Annotated in this window: 13 protein-coding genes; 2 read left to right on the forward strand and 11 right to left on the reverse strand. The window is 37.3% G+C overall.

Annotation, left to right across the window (positions count from 1 at the left end; genetic code table 11):
• The first annotated feature begins 94 nt into the window (after positions 1 to 94).
• A complete protein-coding gene (locus LIV57_RS03060) occupies positions 95 to 1,234 on the forward strand; it encodes an aminotransferase class I/II-fold pyridoxal phosphate-dependent enzyme (RefSeq protein ID WP_227941373.1) in 1,140 nt (379 codons plus the stop codon).
• Positions 1,235 to 1,367: 133 nt separating this feature from the next.
• On the opposite strand, the gene LIV57_RS03065 is transcribed toward LIV57_RS03060, so the two are convergent.
• Entirely contained in the window at positions 1,368 to 4,100 is a 2,733-nt protein-coding gene (locus LIV57_RS03065; protein WP_227941374.1) for a sodium-translocating pyrophosphatase, read from the reverse strand.
• Between the two features lie 135 nt (positions 4,101 to 4,235).
• Between LIV57_RS03065 and LIV57_RS03070 the strand changes: the two genes are divergently transcribed.
• A complete protein-coding gene (locus LIV57_RS03070) occupies positions 4,236 to 5,957 on the forward strand; it encodes an amidohydrolase (RefSeq protein ID WP_227941375.1) in 1,722 nt (573 codons plus the stop codon).
• Between the two features lie 82 nt (positions 5,958 to 6,039).
• Here the strand turns inward: LIV57_RS03070 and LIV57_RS03075 are convergent, their stop codons facing one another.
• The 10 genes from LIV57_RS03075 to pdhA all read right to left on the reverse strand — a co-directional run bounded on the left by LIV57_RS03075 (position 6,040) and on the right by pdhA (position 15,303).
• Positions 6,040 to 6,651: an inorganic pyrophosphatase gene (locus tag LIV57_RS03075; protein WP_047495607.1), complete on the reverse strand. Its 612-nt coding sequence runs from the start codon at positions 6,649 to 6,651 to the stop codon at positions 6,040 to 6,042.
• Between the two features lie 17 nt (positions 6,652 to 6,668).
• On the reverse strand, positions 6,669 to 7,181 hold the full coding sequence (locus LIV57_RS03080; protein ID WP_137903997.1) for a hypothetical protein: 513 nt from the start codon (positions 7,179 to 7,181) through the stop codon (positions 6,669 to 6,671).
• A 24-nt stretch (positions 7,182 to 7,205) separates the two neighbouring features.
• Positions 7,206 to 8,327 (reverse strand): hypothetical protein, encoded by a 1,122-nt coding sequence (locus LIV57_RS03085; protein ID WP_227941376.1) that lies wholly within the window; start codon positions 8,325 to 8,327, stop codon positions 7,206 to 7,208.
• A 130-nt stretch (positions 8,328 to 8,457) separates the two neighbouring features.
• Positions 8,458 to 9,390 carry a phytanoyl-CoA dioxygenase family protein gene (locus LIV57_RS03090; protein ID WP_227941377.1) on the reverse strand — a complete coding sequence of 311 codons (933 nt, stop codon included), beginning with the start codon at positions 9,388 to 9,390 and terminating at the stop codon, positions 8,458 to 8,460.
• 73 nt (positions 9,391 to 9,463) lie between these two features.
• Complete coding sequence (locus tag LIV57_RS03095; RefSeq protein WP_227941378.1) at positions 9,464 to 10,378, reverse strand: hypothetical protein; 915 nt, start codon at positions 10,376 to 10,378, stop codon at positions 9,464 to 9,466.
• On the reverse strand, positions 10,375 to 11,052 hold the full coding sequence (gene radC, locus LIV57_RS03100) for a RadC family protein (RefSeq protein WP_227941379.1): 678 nt from the start codon (positions 11,050 to 11,052) through the stop codon (positions 10,375 to 10,377). The genes LIV57_RS03095 and radC overlap by 4 nt, the downstream gene beginning before the upstream one ends.
• Before the next feature lie 17 nt (positions 11,053 to 11,069).
• Positions 11,070 to 11,645 carry a murein L,D-transpeptidase catalytic domain-containing protein gene (locus LIV57_RS03105; protein ID WP_227941380.1) on the reverse strand — a complete coding sequence of 192 codons (576 nt, stop codon included), beginning with the start codon at positions 11,643 to 11,645 and terminating at the stop codon, positions 11,070 to 11,072.
• A gap of 18 nt (positions 11,646 to 11,663) precedes the next feature.
• Positions 11,664 to 12,332, reverse strand: coding sequence for an ABC transporter ATP-binding protein (locus tag LIV57_RS03110; protein ID WP_002979895.1), 669 nt, complete (start codon positions 12,330 to 12,332; stop codon positions 11,664 to 11,666).
• Positions 12,333 to 12,621: 289 nt separating this feature from the next.
• A complete protein-coding gene (locus LIV57_RS03115; RefSeq protein WP_227941381.1) occupies positions 12,622 to 14,217 on the reverse strand; it encodes a 2-oxo acid dehydrogenase subunit E2 in 1,596 nt (531 codons plus the stop codon).
• 84 nt (positions 14,218 to 14,301) lie between these two features.
• Positions 14,302 to 15,303, reverse strand: a complete 1,002-nt coding sequence (gene pdhA, locus LIV57_RS03120) for a pyruvate dehydrogenase (acetyl-transferring) E1 component subunit alpha (protein ID WP_110008687.1) — start codon at positions 15,301 to 15,303, stop codon at positions 14,302 to 14,304.
• Positions 15,304 to 15,566 lie beyond the last annotated feature (263 nt).

The following is a 15,566-nucleotide window of genomic DNA, read 5'->3' on the forward strand; positions in this document are numbered from 1 at the left end:
ATAATATACAGTTCATTACAAATCTAACAAGACATAGATTTTAAATATAATTTGATATTGAAATTTTATTATATTTGATTAAAATACAAAATAGGTGGATAAAATTTACGGATTTACTCATTACTCCTTTTTCACAGAAATGTCAAAACTGGCAGCCCGCCATGGAAGCTTTGATCTTTCTCTGGGACTTCCCGATTTTGATATTGATGAACGTCTGAAGGTATTTTTAAAAGAAGCTGCTGGAGAAAATACCCATCATTATGAACCTCTTGCCGGAAATCCTCTTCTGATTGAAAGTATTATCCGTTTCAATGCCCAAAGAACCCATACAATTTCAGTTTCTGCTAAGGAAGTCACTATTATCCCCTGTGCAACCTTTGCTTTATATACTTCTCTTAAATCAATTCTGAACCAGGGTGATGAAGTTATTATTATTCAACCTTCCTACTATACGTACGGACCTGCTGTTGTAATGAATGGCGGAATTCCTGTTTATTATGATCTTGATAATGATTTTACGATTAACTGGGAGCTGTTCAGAAAATGTATTACGGAAAAAACAAAAGCAGTCATTGTCAACTCTCCCCAGAATCCAACCGGAAAAATATGGAAAAAAGAAGACTGGAATCAGCTCTATGAACTAATCAAAGACCGTGATATTTATTTGATTTCCGAAGAAATATATGATACATACTGTTATGATGAGACAGAACATTACAGTTCTTTTATTCATCCTGAACTTAGGGAAAAGACTTTCTGTATTTTTTCTTTTGGCAAAATGTTTCATACTTCCGGCTGGAAAGTGAGCTATATGCTTGCTTCAGAAGCTTTAACAGCAAGATTTCAATGCCATCAGCAGTATATTTCTTACAGTGCCAATGCTCCGGCGCAATATGCCATCGCCAAATATCTTGATGTATTTGATCCGCTTATCAATAAAAAACTCATGCAGCAGAAAAGAGATATTTTTAATGAAATGATGAAGGAAACCCCTTTTCAGATCGAACAACAAGCAGAAGGAAGCGTTTTTCAGGTTGTTAATTTCAGGAATATTTCTAAAAGCATGACAGATGTAGAGTTTTCAAAATGGCTTACGATAGAGAAAAAAGTTTCCTGTCTCCCACTTTCTGCTTTTTATAATTCCAGAGACAATTCAGATTATATCAGGTTTAGTTTTGCTAAAAAAGATGAATTAATTATTCAGGCTTTGGAGCATTTGAAAAGAAGTCTTTGATTATTCTGCATTTGCTTTTCCCAAAGATTTTCACAGATGATAGCGGATATTTTATCCCTGGATTTTTTATGACTTGGATAGACACGAAAAAGCACCGCCAGGGCGATGCTTTTGTACTATTTTTGTTTTGATTTTAAAGAGCGAGTACTCTTACATCAATTCTCCTGTTTTTTGCTTTACATTCATCGGTATCATTGGCTTTACATACAGGATATTGTGATCCGTATCCCTCTGCTTCTATTCTGTCTGCTGCAATACCTAGCTCAAGCAGTTTGAGTTTGGCTGTCTGCGCTCTCAGATTGGATAATTTAAGGTTACTGTCCTCGTTGCCACTGTTGTCTGTATATCCACCCAATTTTATTTTCAGATCGGGATAAGCATTTAAAATTTCCGCCAGCGTATTGAGCTGAAGTGCGGATTCCACTTTCAGATCGCTGGAACCTGTTTCAAAATAAAGGTTTTCAATGGTGTACCATTTATTGGGATCTAAAGCCGATTTATCTTTTTGTTTCACCACATTATAAAGTTGATAAAGCTGGCTTCCATCACCTATGGCAATTGTTTTTCCTCCATTCAGTTTTATTTTCTGAATATTTCCTGTTTCATACACAAAATCCCCGTTTTCGTTAAGATATCCCTTAATTTCTCCGGGAACAGCAGTAATGATCGGAGTATCGCCACTTGCAGCTGTTGTCATACCGGAAACTCCTGTAAGACTTTCAATTTTTGCTTTTCTGTTGGCTTCAATTTTATCTTTATGCAAAACAGCCAAAGTAGGTGCAATTACCAGAGAAACAATTGACATTAATTTGATCAGAATATTCATCGATGGTCCTGATGTATCTTTAAACGGATCTCCCACCGTATCACCTGTCACAGATGCTTTATGAGGTTCTGAACCTTTATAATAGGTCTGACCATTGATGTCAACTCCTTTTTCAAATGATTTTTTGGCATTATCCCAGGCCCCGCCTGCATTGTTCTGGAACATTCCCATCAAAACACCACATACTGTAGCACCAGCCAGGAATCCTCCCAATACTTCGGGACCAAAAATAAATCCTATTAATAAAGGAGAAACGATGGCTATAGCACCAGGAAGCATCATTTTTCTGATGGACGCATCGGTAGAAATGGCAACACATTTTTCATATTCGGGTTGTGCTTTTCCTTCCAGGATTCCCGGAATTTCACGGAACTGTCTTCTTACTTCTTCTACCATCGCCATGGCAGCCTGTCCTACTGCGGTAATCGCCAAGGATGAGAAGATAAACGGAATCATCCCACCTACAAAAAGTCCGGCAAGAACGTCTGCCCTGTAAATATCGATACCATCAATTCCTGCGATTCCTACAAATGCTGCAAATAAGGCTAAAGCAGTCAAAGCAGCTGAAGCAATGGCAAATCCTTTTCCGGTAGCAGCAGTTGTATTTCCTACAGCATCCAGAATATCTGTTTTTTCACGTACTTCTTTGGGAAGTTCGCTCATTTCTGCAATACCTCCGGCATTATCTGCAATAGGCCCGAAAGCATCAATAGCAAGCTGCATAGCTGTAGTGGCCATCATTCCGGCAGCTGCAATAGCTACACCATAAAGGCCTGCACACAGATAAGAGCCATAGATTCCTCCTGCCAGTACAATAATAGGAAGTAAGGTAGATTCCATCCCAACGGAAAGTCCGCCTATAATATTGGTTGCGTGCCCTGTAGAAGACTGTCTCACAATACTGGAAACCGGTCTTTTCCCCATAGCCGTATAATATTCTGTAATAATACTCATTAAGGTTCCTACAACCAATCCAACCATTATCGCTCCGAAAACGCCCATTTTAGTAAACTCATGGCCTCTTAATACCATTTTTTCAGGAAGGATATACGTTACCAGGAAATAGGAAGCAATAGCCGTAATCACAATACTTCCCCAGTTTCCAAGATTTAATGCATTCTGCACACTGGAAGTGGATGAGCCTTCATTATCATTAATTTTCACAAATAAAGTTCCGATCATTGAAAATATAATTCCTGTTCCTGCAATCAGCATCGGTAAAAGAATCGGGGCAAAGCCTCCGAAGGCGTCATCAGAAATGGTTTCTCTCCCCAATACCATAGTAGCCAGAACCGTTGCAACATAAGATCCAAAGAGGTCTGCACCCATTCCTGCAACATCTCCTACATTGTCTCCAACGTTATCTGCAATGGTAGCCGGGTTTCGGGGATCGTCTTCGGGAATTCCTGCTTCTACTTTTCCTACAAGGTCAGCACCTACGTCTGCGGCTTTTGTATAAATACCACCTCCTACTCTTGCAAAAAGGGCAATAGATTCAGCACCCAAAGAAAATCCGGTGAGAATTTCAATGGTTCTTTCCATTTCGTGGGAATCTACGGTAGCTTCAGGGGCAAAAATCTGCTTAATGATCAGAAATAAGGCACCTAATCCTAAAACAGCAAGGCCAGCGACTCCCATTCCCATCACAGAACCTCCGGTAAAAGATACTTTAAGGGCTTTTGACAGTGAAGTTCTTGCCGCTTCTGCTGTTCTGACATTAGCTTTGGTAGCGATTTTCATCCCGATAAAACCTGCACATGCTGAAAAAATAGCACCTACTACAAAGGCAATTCCTATACTCCAGTGTGAATTGGCATTACTTGATCCCATCACTGCCAGTAAAATGGCAACGACTACAACAAAGTACGTTAAGATTTTGTATTCAGCCTTTAGAAAAGCCATTGCACCATCTGCAATGTGGCCGCTGATTGTTTTCATTTTTTCATTTCCGGCATTCTGTTTATTGACCCAGCTGCTCTGAAGAAATGTATAAAGCAAAGCTATGACACCAAAAATTGGCACTAACACAAATAGATCCATAGTTTATTATTTTATATTAAAAAATTGAGATTAGTCTTATAAATATAATGAAATTATAAACACGCAATAAAATTCACTAATAATAATCTATTATTTTGTAAATTTGTTTCTCACCACAATTTGAATTAATTATTTATGAAAAGGATTTTATATACTCTTTTTTTATCTGTAAGCATAAGCAGTTGCCACAATAAGATACCTAAAGAAAAAGCTGAAATTCTCTATTTCGGAGGTCCTATTATAACCATGGAGGATTCTCTTCTGCAAGTTGAAGCAGTAGCAGTTAAAGACGGGAAAATACTTTTTGCCGGAACAAAATCAGAGGCAGAACGTTTTTCAGAACCGGCCACCAAAATGATTAATTTAAATGGAAAAACCCTTCTTCCCGGTTTTATAGATGTTCATGGGCATCTTACTTCAAGAGCAGGAATTATGGATGCTGTAGATCTTTCTCCCGAACCCTATGGCACGGTGAATTCAATCAAAGATTTGCAGAATACAATTAAAAACTATATCAAAAACAATAAAATTAACGGTCAGCAGCCCATTATCGGAAATGGGTATGATGATGCGATTATGGCAGAACACCGTCATCCTACAAAAACAGAACTTGATGCCATCAGCAAAACCAATCCTATTATTGTTATTCATGCTTCGGGCCATGCCAGCGTGGCAAACAGCGCCATGCTGCAATTGCTGGGAATAACAGAAGCATCAAAAGATCCTGAAGGAGGACACATTGGCATGGATAAAAAAACAGGAAAACTGAATGGAAAATTAGAAGAGAATGCGAGTTTCACAGCTTTATTGACCTTAACGGAAAAAATGAATAAGGGCAAAGATACTCAGGCACACGCCATGGAAAATCTGATGAAAGCCCAGGATGAATGGCTCAGCTATGGACAGACTACTATTTGTGACGGGAGAACTATGGGAGAAAGTGTTGCGCTGTTAGAAAGTGCAGCGTCTCAACATCTTTTTAAAGCCGATGTCGTTTACTTTCCTGATTATGAGTATTTCAAAAAAGATTTCAGCCGTTTCAAGCCAAAGTATATGAAATATGAAAATCGCCTGAAACTGGCCGGGTTCAAATTTTCTGATGATGGTTCTCCACAGGGAAAAACGGCCTGGCTGACACTGCCTTATTTAATTCCGCCTGAAGGCCAGTCTACAGATTACAAAGGATTTCCCATCTTTACGGATGAAACGTTATATAACGACCTTAAAACACTTTTCCAGAATCATATAACCGCACAACTTCATGTGAATGGGGATGCCGCCATTGATCAGGCTATACGTGTTATTAAAAGGTTAAAAGATGAAAACATTTACCATCCGGAATTGCGGGCAACCTTAATTCACGTACAAAACAGCCGCCCGGATCACATTCAAAAAATAAAAGAATTAGGGGTAATTCCTTCTTACTTTTCTACTCATGCGTATTTATGGGGAGACTGGCATTATTCAAGTGTTTTCGGTCCTGAAAGAGCTGCTTTTATAAGTCCGGCCAACTCAGCATTAAAAGCAGGAGTTACGTTTACCATTCATCATGACGCTCCGGTTACACCACCCGATCTGATTACCGCAGTTTATGCAGCAGTGAATAGAAAGACGCGTTCGGGAATGATCTTAGGACCTAATGAAAGAATCACTCCCATGGAAGCTTTAAAAGCGATTACCATTAACGGAGCCTATCAGTTACAGGAAGAAAATAAAAAAGGCTCTATTAAAGCAGGTAAAATGGCTGACTTTGTTATTCTCGATCAGAATCCTTTAACGATAAGTCCTGAAAATCTCAGAAACATTAAGGTGCTTGAAACGATAAAAGAAGGAAATTCCGTATACAAAAGAAACTGAATTTATTGATATCATAAAATATTCACAAAGAAAAAGCAGATGAATTTTCATCTGCTTTTTTGTATGCGTCGGGAAGAAAATCTTATCCTCCGAATTTTTCTGCGTAATCAGCCTGAGAAGCTTTGATCACTTTTCTTGCGTGCTCAGCTCCGTAAACTTCCTGGATTCTGCATTTTGCAGGCTCATCCGGTAAGTTTTTATAGGTAAGGAAGTAGTGCATTAACCTTTTTACTTCTGCTTCCGGTAATTCAGAAATATCTCTGAAGTGTCCGAAAGCGTGGTCATTGATCATTACAGCAACAATTTTATCATCTGCTTCACCACCGTCGATCATTTTGAAACCACCGATTGGAATAGCTTCCATCAATAAACCTCCTGCATGGATATTGTGAGAACTTAAAACACAGATATCAAGCGGGTCATGATCTCCCATCGTTACATCATCAGCTCCAGCCTCTATAGCAAGTTTCATTACTTCATTGTGGCAGTAAGTTCTAGGAACAAAACCATATAAAGCAGGAATAATGTTAGAGAATTTCTGCGGCCTGTCTACCTTTAAATATCCTGTTTCTTTATCTACTTCATATTTAATAGTATCTGAAGGAACAATTTCCACAAATACGTTTACAACATTTGGCGCATCTTCTCCTGCAGAAATTCCGTGCCATGGATGTGCTTTAAAATTTGGAATCATTATTTATCTGTTAATTTTTAAGTTATTATTAAAATTTCTTTTCTTAAATCTTCAATGGTTTCAGCAATATAGTCATTGCCTTCCATATAGTTCATGATGAAAATCGTTTTGAATTCATCCAGCTGAACCTCTCCTTTCAACCCGTCATAAGTTTTATGAAGCAGTTCTATAATTGCATTTTTTGAGTCTACGATATTCTTCCAGGAGTTTTTTGTAATGTATAACTGCTGTGAAGAGTTGTATTCAAATTCTTCATTGATCGCCTTCTCAGTCAGGAAAATAAACTCATGAACGGCCAGTCCCCTATCGAACCTCTGTATAAGGTTGGAAGGCTTCATTCTGTCCAGAAACAAGGTCATTCTTTCATAAGAATGTGCTTTGTTCTCTGAATTGGATTTCACACTAAGTAATTTGATTTCCTGGTTCTTAAGAGTAATATATGAGTGTACAAATTGTCTGAGCAAAACCAGAAAAGGAATTGCAATAATCAATGCAAATGCATAGGGTAAATATCCTGATAGACTCGTCATAATTTTAGACTGCAAAATTACTAATTATTTTCCGTCTTCTAAAGAGTTTTTAAAGATATCCACTTTAGAAATTTGTATATAGACCAAAGCAAGTATAATTATAAGATAAAAGCCAAGCATCATCCTGTTTACCAGAGACGGAAAAACCAAAAATCTCAGCATGACAGTTGTGTAAATAGCAGCAAAAAACAAGAGCTGAGCCTGGTTCTTTTTATTGTAAAACGAGAAGCAATTGGCTAAAATGATTACAATAAAAATCAATAAGATTGGAAAGTAGGAAGAATTGAACTCCAACATTACATTACTTTTAAAAAAGTGAATATAATCTTCAAAGGAAAACGGATCAGGCTGTGACACAGGATAAATCTGAACTTTGGTAAACTGATTCATAAAGAGTACAGACCACGAAACCTGATTAAAAGCCTGTATTAAAAAGAAGGAAAGAAATATATATCCGTATGATACCAGTAATAAACCTGTTTTAATCTGAAAGCTATTTCTATAAAAATAAATAAGGGCGTACAGGAATGAATAGAATATAAAATATTCCGGCCTCGTAAGCACACACAGCATAGCCAATATGCTTGCGAAAAAGAAATTTTTTCTCACTAAAAACACATAAAAGCTCAAAAGAAGCAGCAAGCATGATAAGGAATCTGCTGAAACATGCCGGGCAGATTCCGGCAAAGGCTTGAACAATGAAATCAAGACAGTAAGGATGAAGGCAAGAGGATAATTTCTCAGAATTTTTATCAAAAAGCTAAAAATCAGAACCAGAATTAATGCATAAGAGATAACTGAAATCAGGGAGATGGAAGCAGAAGCACTGAAACCTAAATTAAATAATGACCAGCTTATAAAATTATAAAAAGGTTTCACCACAAAAAGCTGCAGCTCTTCTTCGTAGGCTTTGGGATTTTGCGAGATGATTTTATAGTAAGTACTCTCCCCTTTGGCTACTTCCTCAGCCATTGGATTAACAGGACCAAGTCCCGCGAAATCAGGACTTTTTTCTCTCAGTTCGTCATATACCTTCTGATGAATTTCTTCAATTTTCATTTCAGGATATTGCGTTTTATAGATGAGTCCCATATAGGCTTCCATATCAGTATTGTAGTAATGGTGGGTATACAGATAGTATGACATAACGCATACATATAATGAAAATATAAAAACAAGAATATTCTTCTTTTTTCCCATACACTGATATTAAGAATACAAATGTAAAAAAACTATCATTTAAAATGCCTAAAGAAAGTTTTTATGAAGAAGTGCCCTAAAGTTCAAACAGGGCGGGTCTTTGTGTTACTTCATGATAGCAGACACTGTTTTCATCAAAGAAATGGTAAACAAGACTTTTCCTCGTTCTGTTCTTATCTGTGTGAGGTTCTCCGCCATGAAGAATATTGGCATGCCAGATCAGTAGATCTCCTTTTTTGGCTTTAAAAATTTCTTTCTGTAAGCCTAATTCTTTTACTTTATCTTCCAGAAAGGTTTCATAGGCCCTGTAGCTTTTCTTTCCTATTTTCAGGGCTGTGCCTTCATTATCATAATCGGAATTCAGGAAATAAGGAAGCTTATGACTTTCAGGAATATAATGAAGCGCTCCGTTACTTTCGTCTACATCTTCCAGGGCAATCCATACTCCAAGCAGTCCTCCCAACGGGTAAGTGGTCATGTGAATACTGTCAGAATGGGTTTTCTGCTGGCTGCCGTTGATGAAGTTGATACTTTGGAAAAGTTTGGATTTTCCATCCAGTAAAACAGATAAAAATTCTAACAGTTCTTTATCACTTCCAATATTTTTAATGATTTCTGAGTGATGGATTGCAAACATCAGCTTTCCTCCGTAAATAAATTTCAAAGTCCCATCCTTCATCAATTTATCAATTTCAGTATTGATTTGATCTGCTGTTTCCGGACTAAGGAAATTTCTCAGAATCATATACCCATTCTCATCATACTGAAGAGCACTTTCTTTATTTTCTTCAGAAAGCTTCTTAAAAAAAGGGGTTTCCTTCAATTTTGTATAATCCAGTGTCCTTTCGCTGGCTGGAAGGTGGGCAAAATCCTTGCTAGAAATACTTGAAAAATAGTTCTTATTGATTCCGTATTTTTTATATAATGGAATATTATGCTTTAATTTATTCTTTTTAAACAAGTTATAAAGCATGTATGATAATTTGTACTGACGAATCTGTTGTAACATAACTGTTTTACTAAGGATTTTATAAAGTTACGGAATATTACTTAATTAGAACCAATCTAAACAATGCTTTTCATCATAAAAAAGACTTTCCTCTCAATATAAGATATCCTAACTTTTTGAAAAGGTTTTTTTTTGAATTCTCAATAATTCCGTAAGGCCTTAATTCCGGCCGGAATCCACGGAAAAATTCCTCAATATTGGGGAGTTCTCCTCCTTCAAAATCAAATATATGAGTTGCAATGTTCTCTTTAATGACATGATCAATCAATACGGATGCTCCTGATAATCTGACATAGTCTTTATCATTAAAATTTCCTAAAAGCGCTACCATATCACAGTCCGTATAGGTAGCAATTATATTGATAATCTTATGCTGATAGTAAAATGCCGTAAATTTGAGGTAACCAAGATGATGAAAACTTTCAAAGATCCTCATGAATTCTCCGAGATCATTTTCTTTGCTCAACCCTATGGTATTCGCTTCAATAAAAGCTTTAGCTTTATCGTAAGGGATTGTTTTAATTTCTGATTCTTTTAAAACCGCTTCATCTAACCGAAGTTTTCTTTTTCTTTTGGGTGAATATCTCGAATATACTTTCTCATAAGCATCAGGATACAGTAAAAAATTCTTCTTGATTCTGATCTTTGTACGAAGCTGATTAACATCATTGAAAGGATATGCCCTGATCATATAGTTTTTTTCCAGATATTCCAGAAAAGCCTCATTAAGATCCACATCATCTTTAACGGAAAAAACACCCAGCTGCTGACAAAGCTTAGGGTTGTGCACGATTTTCATCCCGTATTTTCTTACGAAAGGAACAGGCATTACTGCTTCGTAATCTTTATAAACAAGAATTTCCCAGGGCATTGTAGAAGTAGTATCTAAAAAATGCTTTGTAGCAGAATATTTTTTCTGTTCAGAATTTTCTAAACATTGAGCATATTTTACAAAGTCAATTTCACGGTATTTTAATCTTCTAATCATAATAATCCTGCGTCCGAGAAACTAAAATAAGCATCCTGCGTGACAATAATATGGTCTAAAAGCTGAATACTTAATGTATTTCCTGCTTCTTTTATTTTTTGTGTGATGTTGATATCTTCCCGGCTTGGTTTTAAGCTTCCGGAAGGGTGATTGTGGGCAATGATAATGCCTGTTGAAAAATAATCCAGTGCTGCCTTATAAAGAGTTCTTACATCTACAATAGACTGGCTGATCCCACCTTGTGTGAGTTGAGATACATGAATCACTTTATTGCTGTTGTTAAGGAAAATCGCCCAGAATTCTTCTGTTCTCAGGTCAGAGAGCTGGTTTCTGAGAATGACATAGGCATCGTGACTATTTCCAATCATTGTTTTTTCAGGAATTTCCTGAACAGCTCTCCTCTTTCCGATCTCTAAGGCCGTAATGATTGAAATAGCCTTTGTAGCACCAATTCCCTTGAATTTCATCAGGTCTTTAACGGATAGTAAACTTAGCTGATGCCAGTTGTTATTAACAGAATTTAGAATTTTTCTTGCAAGCTCTACAGCATTCTCATCCCTGTTTCCACTTCCCATAATAATCGCCAACAGCTCAGAATCAGAAAGTGAGCTCTTGCCTTTCTGCAAAAACTTTTCTCTGGGTCTGTCATCTTCTGCAAGAAATTTTATAGCCATGGAAAAGGAATTATAAGTTAATAGAATGCATATAAAATGATCGGCTTCTTCGACTGATCAATGTATTTTGCCGTTTCTTTGAAAGCATTTACCGAAAGCATAGGACAGCCTAAACTTAAACATGCAGGATTCCGGGATTCTCTATCCGGAATGCATCCGTAAGAATGAAGAACAATTGCTCTCTGCATAGCATTACTGTTGGTAGAATCCAGACCTGCGAGCCGATACGCTTTACCAAATTTTCCTACATAGCTTTCTCCAATAGCATATTTTCCAAGGGATGACTGATAAGATCCTTCAATATTACTGAATTTCAAAGCATCTGACTTTGGAATAACCGAACCTGAGCCATGAGAGACAACAGCCTGCTGTACGATTGTATTGTTTTTCAGGTTGTAAATAAAATAGCGATACTTTCCTGAAGGGATTTTAAAGTTGATAAAAACAGCCAGTTCCTGATTGTACTCTTTTCCTTTAATATAATTTTTAATCTCCGAAATCCTTGCCTGAGGAATACCCAACGGGTTCAACTGCTGGGATTCAGCTTTTGAACAGGAAATTACTATTAAAAAAAGAAAAATAAAGTGTTTCATCATCCGGTTTTTATACTGCTACTCTATGATCATTCCGTCTTTCATAACAAGCTTACGGTCTGTAATTTCTGCAAGATTAGGGTTATGGGTTACAATAACAAAAGTCTGGTTGTATTTGTCTCTCAGATCGAAAAACAATCTGTGAAGATCATCCGCATTCTTGGAATCCAGGTTACCTGTAGGCTCATCCGCAAAAATGATTTTCGGTGAATTGATTAAAGCCCTTGCCACCGCTACCCTTTGCGCTTCTCCACCAGAAAGCTGGTTGGGTTTATGATTCAGTCTTTGCTCTATCTTCAGATCTTCAAATAAAGCATAAGCCTTTTCGATAGCTTCTCTTTCGTTGGCTCCTGCTATTTTTGTCGGAAGTAAGACGTTTTCCAGCGCGGTAAATTCCGGAAGAAGCTGATGAAACTGAAATACGAAACCGATATTCTGATTTCTGAATTTTGAAAGCTGCTTATCATTCATATTGATGAATGATTCTCCTGCTATTTCAATTTCAGTATCATATTTACCGGACTGGGTGGGATGATCCAGTGTTCCTAAAATCTGCAGCAGTGTAGATTTACCTGCTCCTGATTCTCCTACAATAGAAACCACTTCTCCTGTTTTGATATGAATATCAACTCCTTTCAGTACCTCTAAATTCCCATAAGATTTATGGATATTTCTTGCTTTAATCATGATTCAAAAATAGTGAATTGCCTGCAAATAAAAAACCGCTTTTTAAAGCGGTTTGTATTTTATTTTACTTTTTGAATGTTTAGATTCCGGCAATCTACTTATACAGTTCTTTTCTATTAATTTTTTAAATTATTACAGTCTTATTTTTTATAAAAATATTTGTACCAGAAGCTTTTTCTATACCTATAAGGTTTTTGAAACCTTATAGGTTTCATCATCATTTCCATTAACCCAAAAAAACAAAAAAACCTCCCGATTTGGGAGGTTTCAATATTTTCAATTCAGAAAATTACAGTAACAATGTTAATGGACTTTCTAAATAGGTTCTTAAAGTTTGTAAGAACTGAGCACCCGTAGCACCGTCTACCACTCTGTGGTCACAAGCCAATGAAAGTTTCATGGTGTTTCCAACTACGATCTGACCATCTTTAACGATAGGCTTCTCGATAATTGCTCCTACTGAAAGGATAGCAGAGTTTGGCTGGTTGATGATACTTGTAAATGTTTCAATTCCGAACATTCCTAAGTTGGAAATAGAGAATGTAGATCCTTCCATTTCGTTAGCCTTAAGACCTTTGCTCTTAGCTCTTGACGCCATATCTTTTACAGCTGCGGAAATCTGGGTATACGTCATCTGATCTGTATTTTTCAATACAGGAACTACCAATCCGTCCGGAATAGCCACTGCTACTCCAATATTGATATTTCCTCTGTGGATGATCTTATCACCAGCCCAGCTTGAATTTACCTGAGGGTGTTTTCTTAAAGCAATTGCAGTGGCTTTAATGATCATATCATTGAAAGAGATCTTGGTATCCGGTAAAGAATTGATTTCTTTTCTTGCTTCAATTGCCTTATCCATATTGATCTCCACCATCAGATAGTAGTGAGGGGCAGTGAATTTACTTTCAGAAAGACGTTTTGCAATAATATTTCTTACCTGAGAGTTTGGAGTTTCTGTATCTTCACCCTGTACAAAGCTTACTGCAACAGGAGCAGCGCTTGCTCCAGGAGCTGAAGCGGCTGGTTTTGCAGCTGGCTGATAGTTTTCAATATCTTTTTTAACGATTCTTCCGTTTTCACCAGATCCCTGAACACTGTTGATATCAACTCCTTTATCCTGAGCCATTTTCTTAGCCAATGGAGAGATTGCCACTCTGTCAGAAGATGAAGTATTAGCAGCCGGAGCAGCTTTTTCTTCTGTTTTAGTTTCTGCTTTTTGTTCAGCTGGTTTTTCAGCTGACTGACCCGCAGCTTTTGGAGCACCTACAGCGGAAACATCTGTTCCTGCAGGACCAATGATTGCCAATACGGAATCAACCGGAGCAGCACCTCCTTCTTCTACACCTTGCTTCAATAGTACTCCATTGAATTCAGATTCGAAATCCTGTACCGCTTTATCTGTTTCTATCTCAGCAAGAAGATCTCCTTCTTTTACTGTATCACCTACATTTTTGTGCCATTTAGCCACCTTACCTTCTGTCATTGTATCAGAAAGTCTTGGCATTGTAATAATTTCAACTCCTGCCGGAACTTCTGCAGCAGCAGGCGCAGTAGTTTCTGCTTTAGGCTGTTCTTCTAATTTTTTTTCTTCAGTTGCAGCAGCGGGAGCAGCAGCCCCACCTGTCAATCCTGAAATATCTTCTCCTTCATTCCCGATAATAGCTAAAACAGAGTCTACAGCAGCAGCAGATCCTTCTTCTACACCTACGTATAAAAGAGTCCCTTCTATTTCAGATTCGAAATCCTGAACTGCTTTATCAGTTTCAATTTCAGCTAAAATATCTCCTTCTTTTACTTTATCTCCTACTTTTTTATGCCATTTGGCCACCTTACCTTCCGTCATTGTGTCGGACAGGCGGGGCATCGTAATTACTTCTGCCATAATCTATATTGATTTGAGATTCGAGATTTGAGATTTGAGATTTCAGAAATTTCAAACTTCAAATTTCAAATAAATTTTTATTTTTTAGTTTTCTAATTTGTCTAGGAATGGATAGTCTTCCTGAGCATATACATACTCATAGATTTTTTCTGCATCAGGGTACGGAGAGTTTTCCATAAATTCGATACACTCTTCAACAAAGTCTCTGGATTTGTTATCGATAGCTTCCAATTCTGTTTCTGTAGCCCATCCGTTTTCTAAAATTCTATGTTTTATCAATTCGATCGGGTCATCATTTTTATGAAGAGCTACTTCTTCTTTAGATCTGTATGGCTCAGCATCAGACATTGAGTGTCCTCTGTAACGGTAAGTTCTTGCTTCAATAAATGTAGGTCCGTCTCCTCTTCTTGCTCTTTCAATAGCTTCGTAAGCAGCTTCTGCTACTTTCTCAGGATCCATTGCATCTACAGCAAGGCAAGGCATTTCGTAACCTAATCCTAATTTATAGATATCTTCGTGGTTGGCTGTTCTTTTTACAGAAGTTCCCATTGCATATTGGTTGTTTTCCACAACAAATACTACCGGAAGTTTCCAGTTCATTGCCATATTGAAAGTTTCGTGTAAAGAACCTTGTCTTGCAGCACCATCTCCAAAGAAACAGATGTTTACAGCTTTTCTGTCGAAATATTTATCAGCAAAAGCAATACCTGCACCTAAAGGAATTTGTCCTCCAACGATACCATGTCCTCCGTAAAAACGGTGTTCTTTACTGAAAATGTGCATAGATCCACCCATACCTCCGGATGTCCCTGTAGCTTTACCACAAAGTTCTGCCATGATTCTTTTAGGATCCACGCCCATCGCCATTGGATGAATGTGACATCTGTAAGCAGTAATCATACTGTCCTTTGTCAGATCCATTGCATGTGTAAACCCGGCAGGGATAGCTTCCTGACCGTTATACAAATGTAAAAATCCTCTGATCTTTTGTTTTAGGTAAAGAGAACGGCATTTGTCTTCAAACCTTCTCCACATTGTCATATCTTCATACCACTTCAGGTATACCTCTTTAGAAAATTCTTTCATGTGTTAGCTCTTGCTTTTTTATGATGAAATAGTTGAGCAAAATTATGAAAAAAACTTTGTTTTTATTCTATACATAGATAACTTTTCGATTTTTCTGTAAAATCTATTTGCAGGCCGAACGGATTATTCTTAATTTTCGAGCCCTTGAAGCACTCATAAAGCAACCTTTTATTAATCATTTTCTCATCATGACAGATAAGCAATCAGCCTGTTAATGTGGCTTTTCCGAGATTACAGTCAAGATAGAAATACAAAAAAATGAT

The sequence above is a fragment of the Chryseobacterium sp. X308 genome (assembly GCF_020733145.1).
GTDB classification, from domain to species: Bacteria; Bacteroidota; Bacteroidia; order Flavobacteriales; family Weeksellaceae; genus Chryseobacterium; species Chryseobacterium cupriresistens.

Excerpts from the sequence above, each read along its gene's own strand:
- LIV57_RS03090 (WP_227941377.1), bottom strand. The coding sequence starts at position 9,390 with ATGTTACAACAGATTCGTCAGTACAAATTATCATACATGCTTTATAAC.
- LIV57_RS03080 (WP_137903997.1), bottom strand. The coding sequence starts at position 7,181 with ATGACGAGTCTATCAGGATATTTACCCTATGCATTTGCATTGATTATT.
- LIV57_RS03110 (WP_002979895.1), bottom strand. The coding sequence starts at position 12,332 with ATGATTAAAGCAAGAAATATCCATAAATCTTATGGGAATTTAGAGGTA.
- LIV57_RS03115 (WP_227941381.1), bottom strand. The coding sequence starts at position 14,217 with ATGGCAGAAGTAATTACGATGCCCCGCCTGTCCGACACAATGACGGAA.
- LIV57_RS03095 (WP_227941378.1), bottom strand. The coding sequence starts at position 10,378 with ATGATTAGAAGATTAAAATACCGTGAAATTGACTTTGTAAAATATGCT.
- LIV57_RS03105 (WP_227941380.1), bottom strand. The coding sequence starts at position 11,645 with ATGAAACACTTTATTTTTCTTTTTTTAATAGTAATTTCCTGTTCAAAA.
- pdhA (WP_110008687.1), bottom strand. The coding sequence starts at position 15,303 with ATGAAAGAATTTTCTAAAGAGGTATACCTGAAGTGGTATGAAGATATG.
- LIV57_RS03075 (WP_047495607.1), bottom strand. The coding sequence starts at position 6,651 with ATGATTCCAAATTTTAAAGCACATCCATGGCACGGAATTTCTGCAGGA.
- LIV57_RS03065 (WP_227941374.1), bottom strand. The coding sequence starts at position 4,100 with ATGGATCTATTTGTGTTAGTGCCAATTTTTGGTGTCATAGCTTTGCTT.
- LIV57_RS03070 (WP_227941375.1), top strand. The coding sequence starts at position 4,236 with ATGAAAAGGATTTTATATACTCTTTTTTTATCTGTAAGCATAAGCAGT.
- LIV57_RS03085 (WP_227941376.1), bottom strand. The coding sequence starts at position 8,327 with ATGTCATACTATCTGTATACCCACCATTACTACAATACTGATATGGAA.
- radC (WP_227941379.1), bottom strand. The coding sequence starts at position 11,052 with ATGGCTATAAAATTTCTTGCAGAAGATGACAGACCCAGAGAAAAGTTT.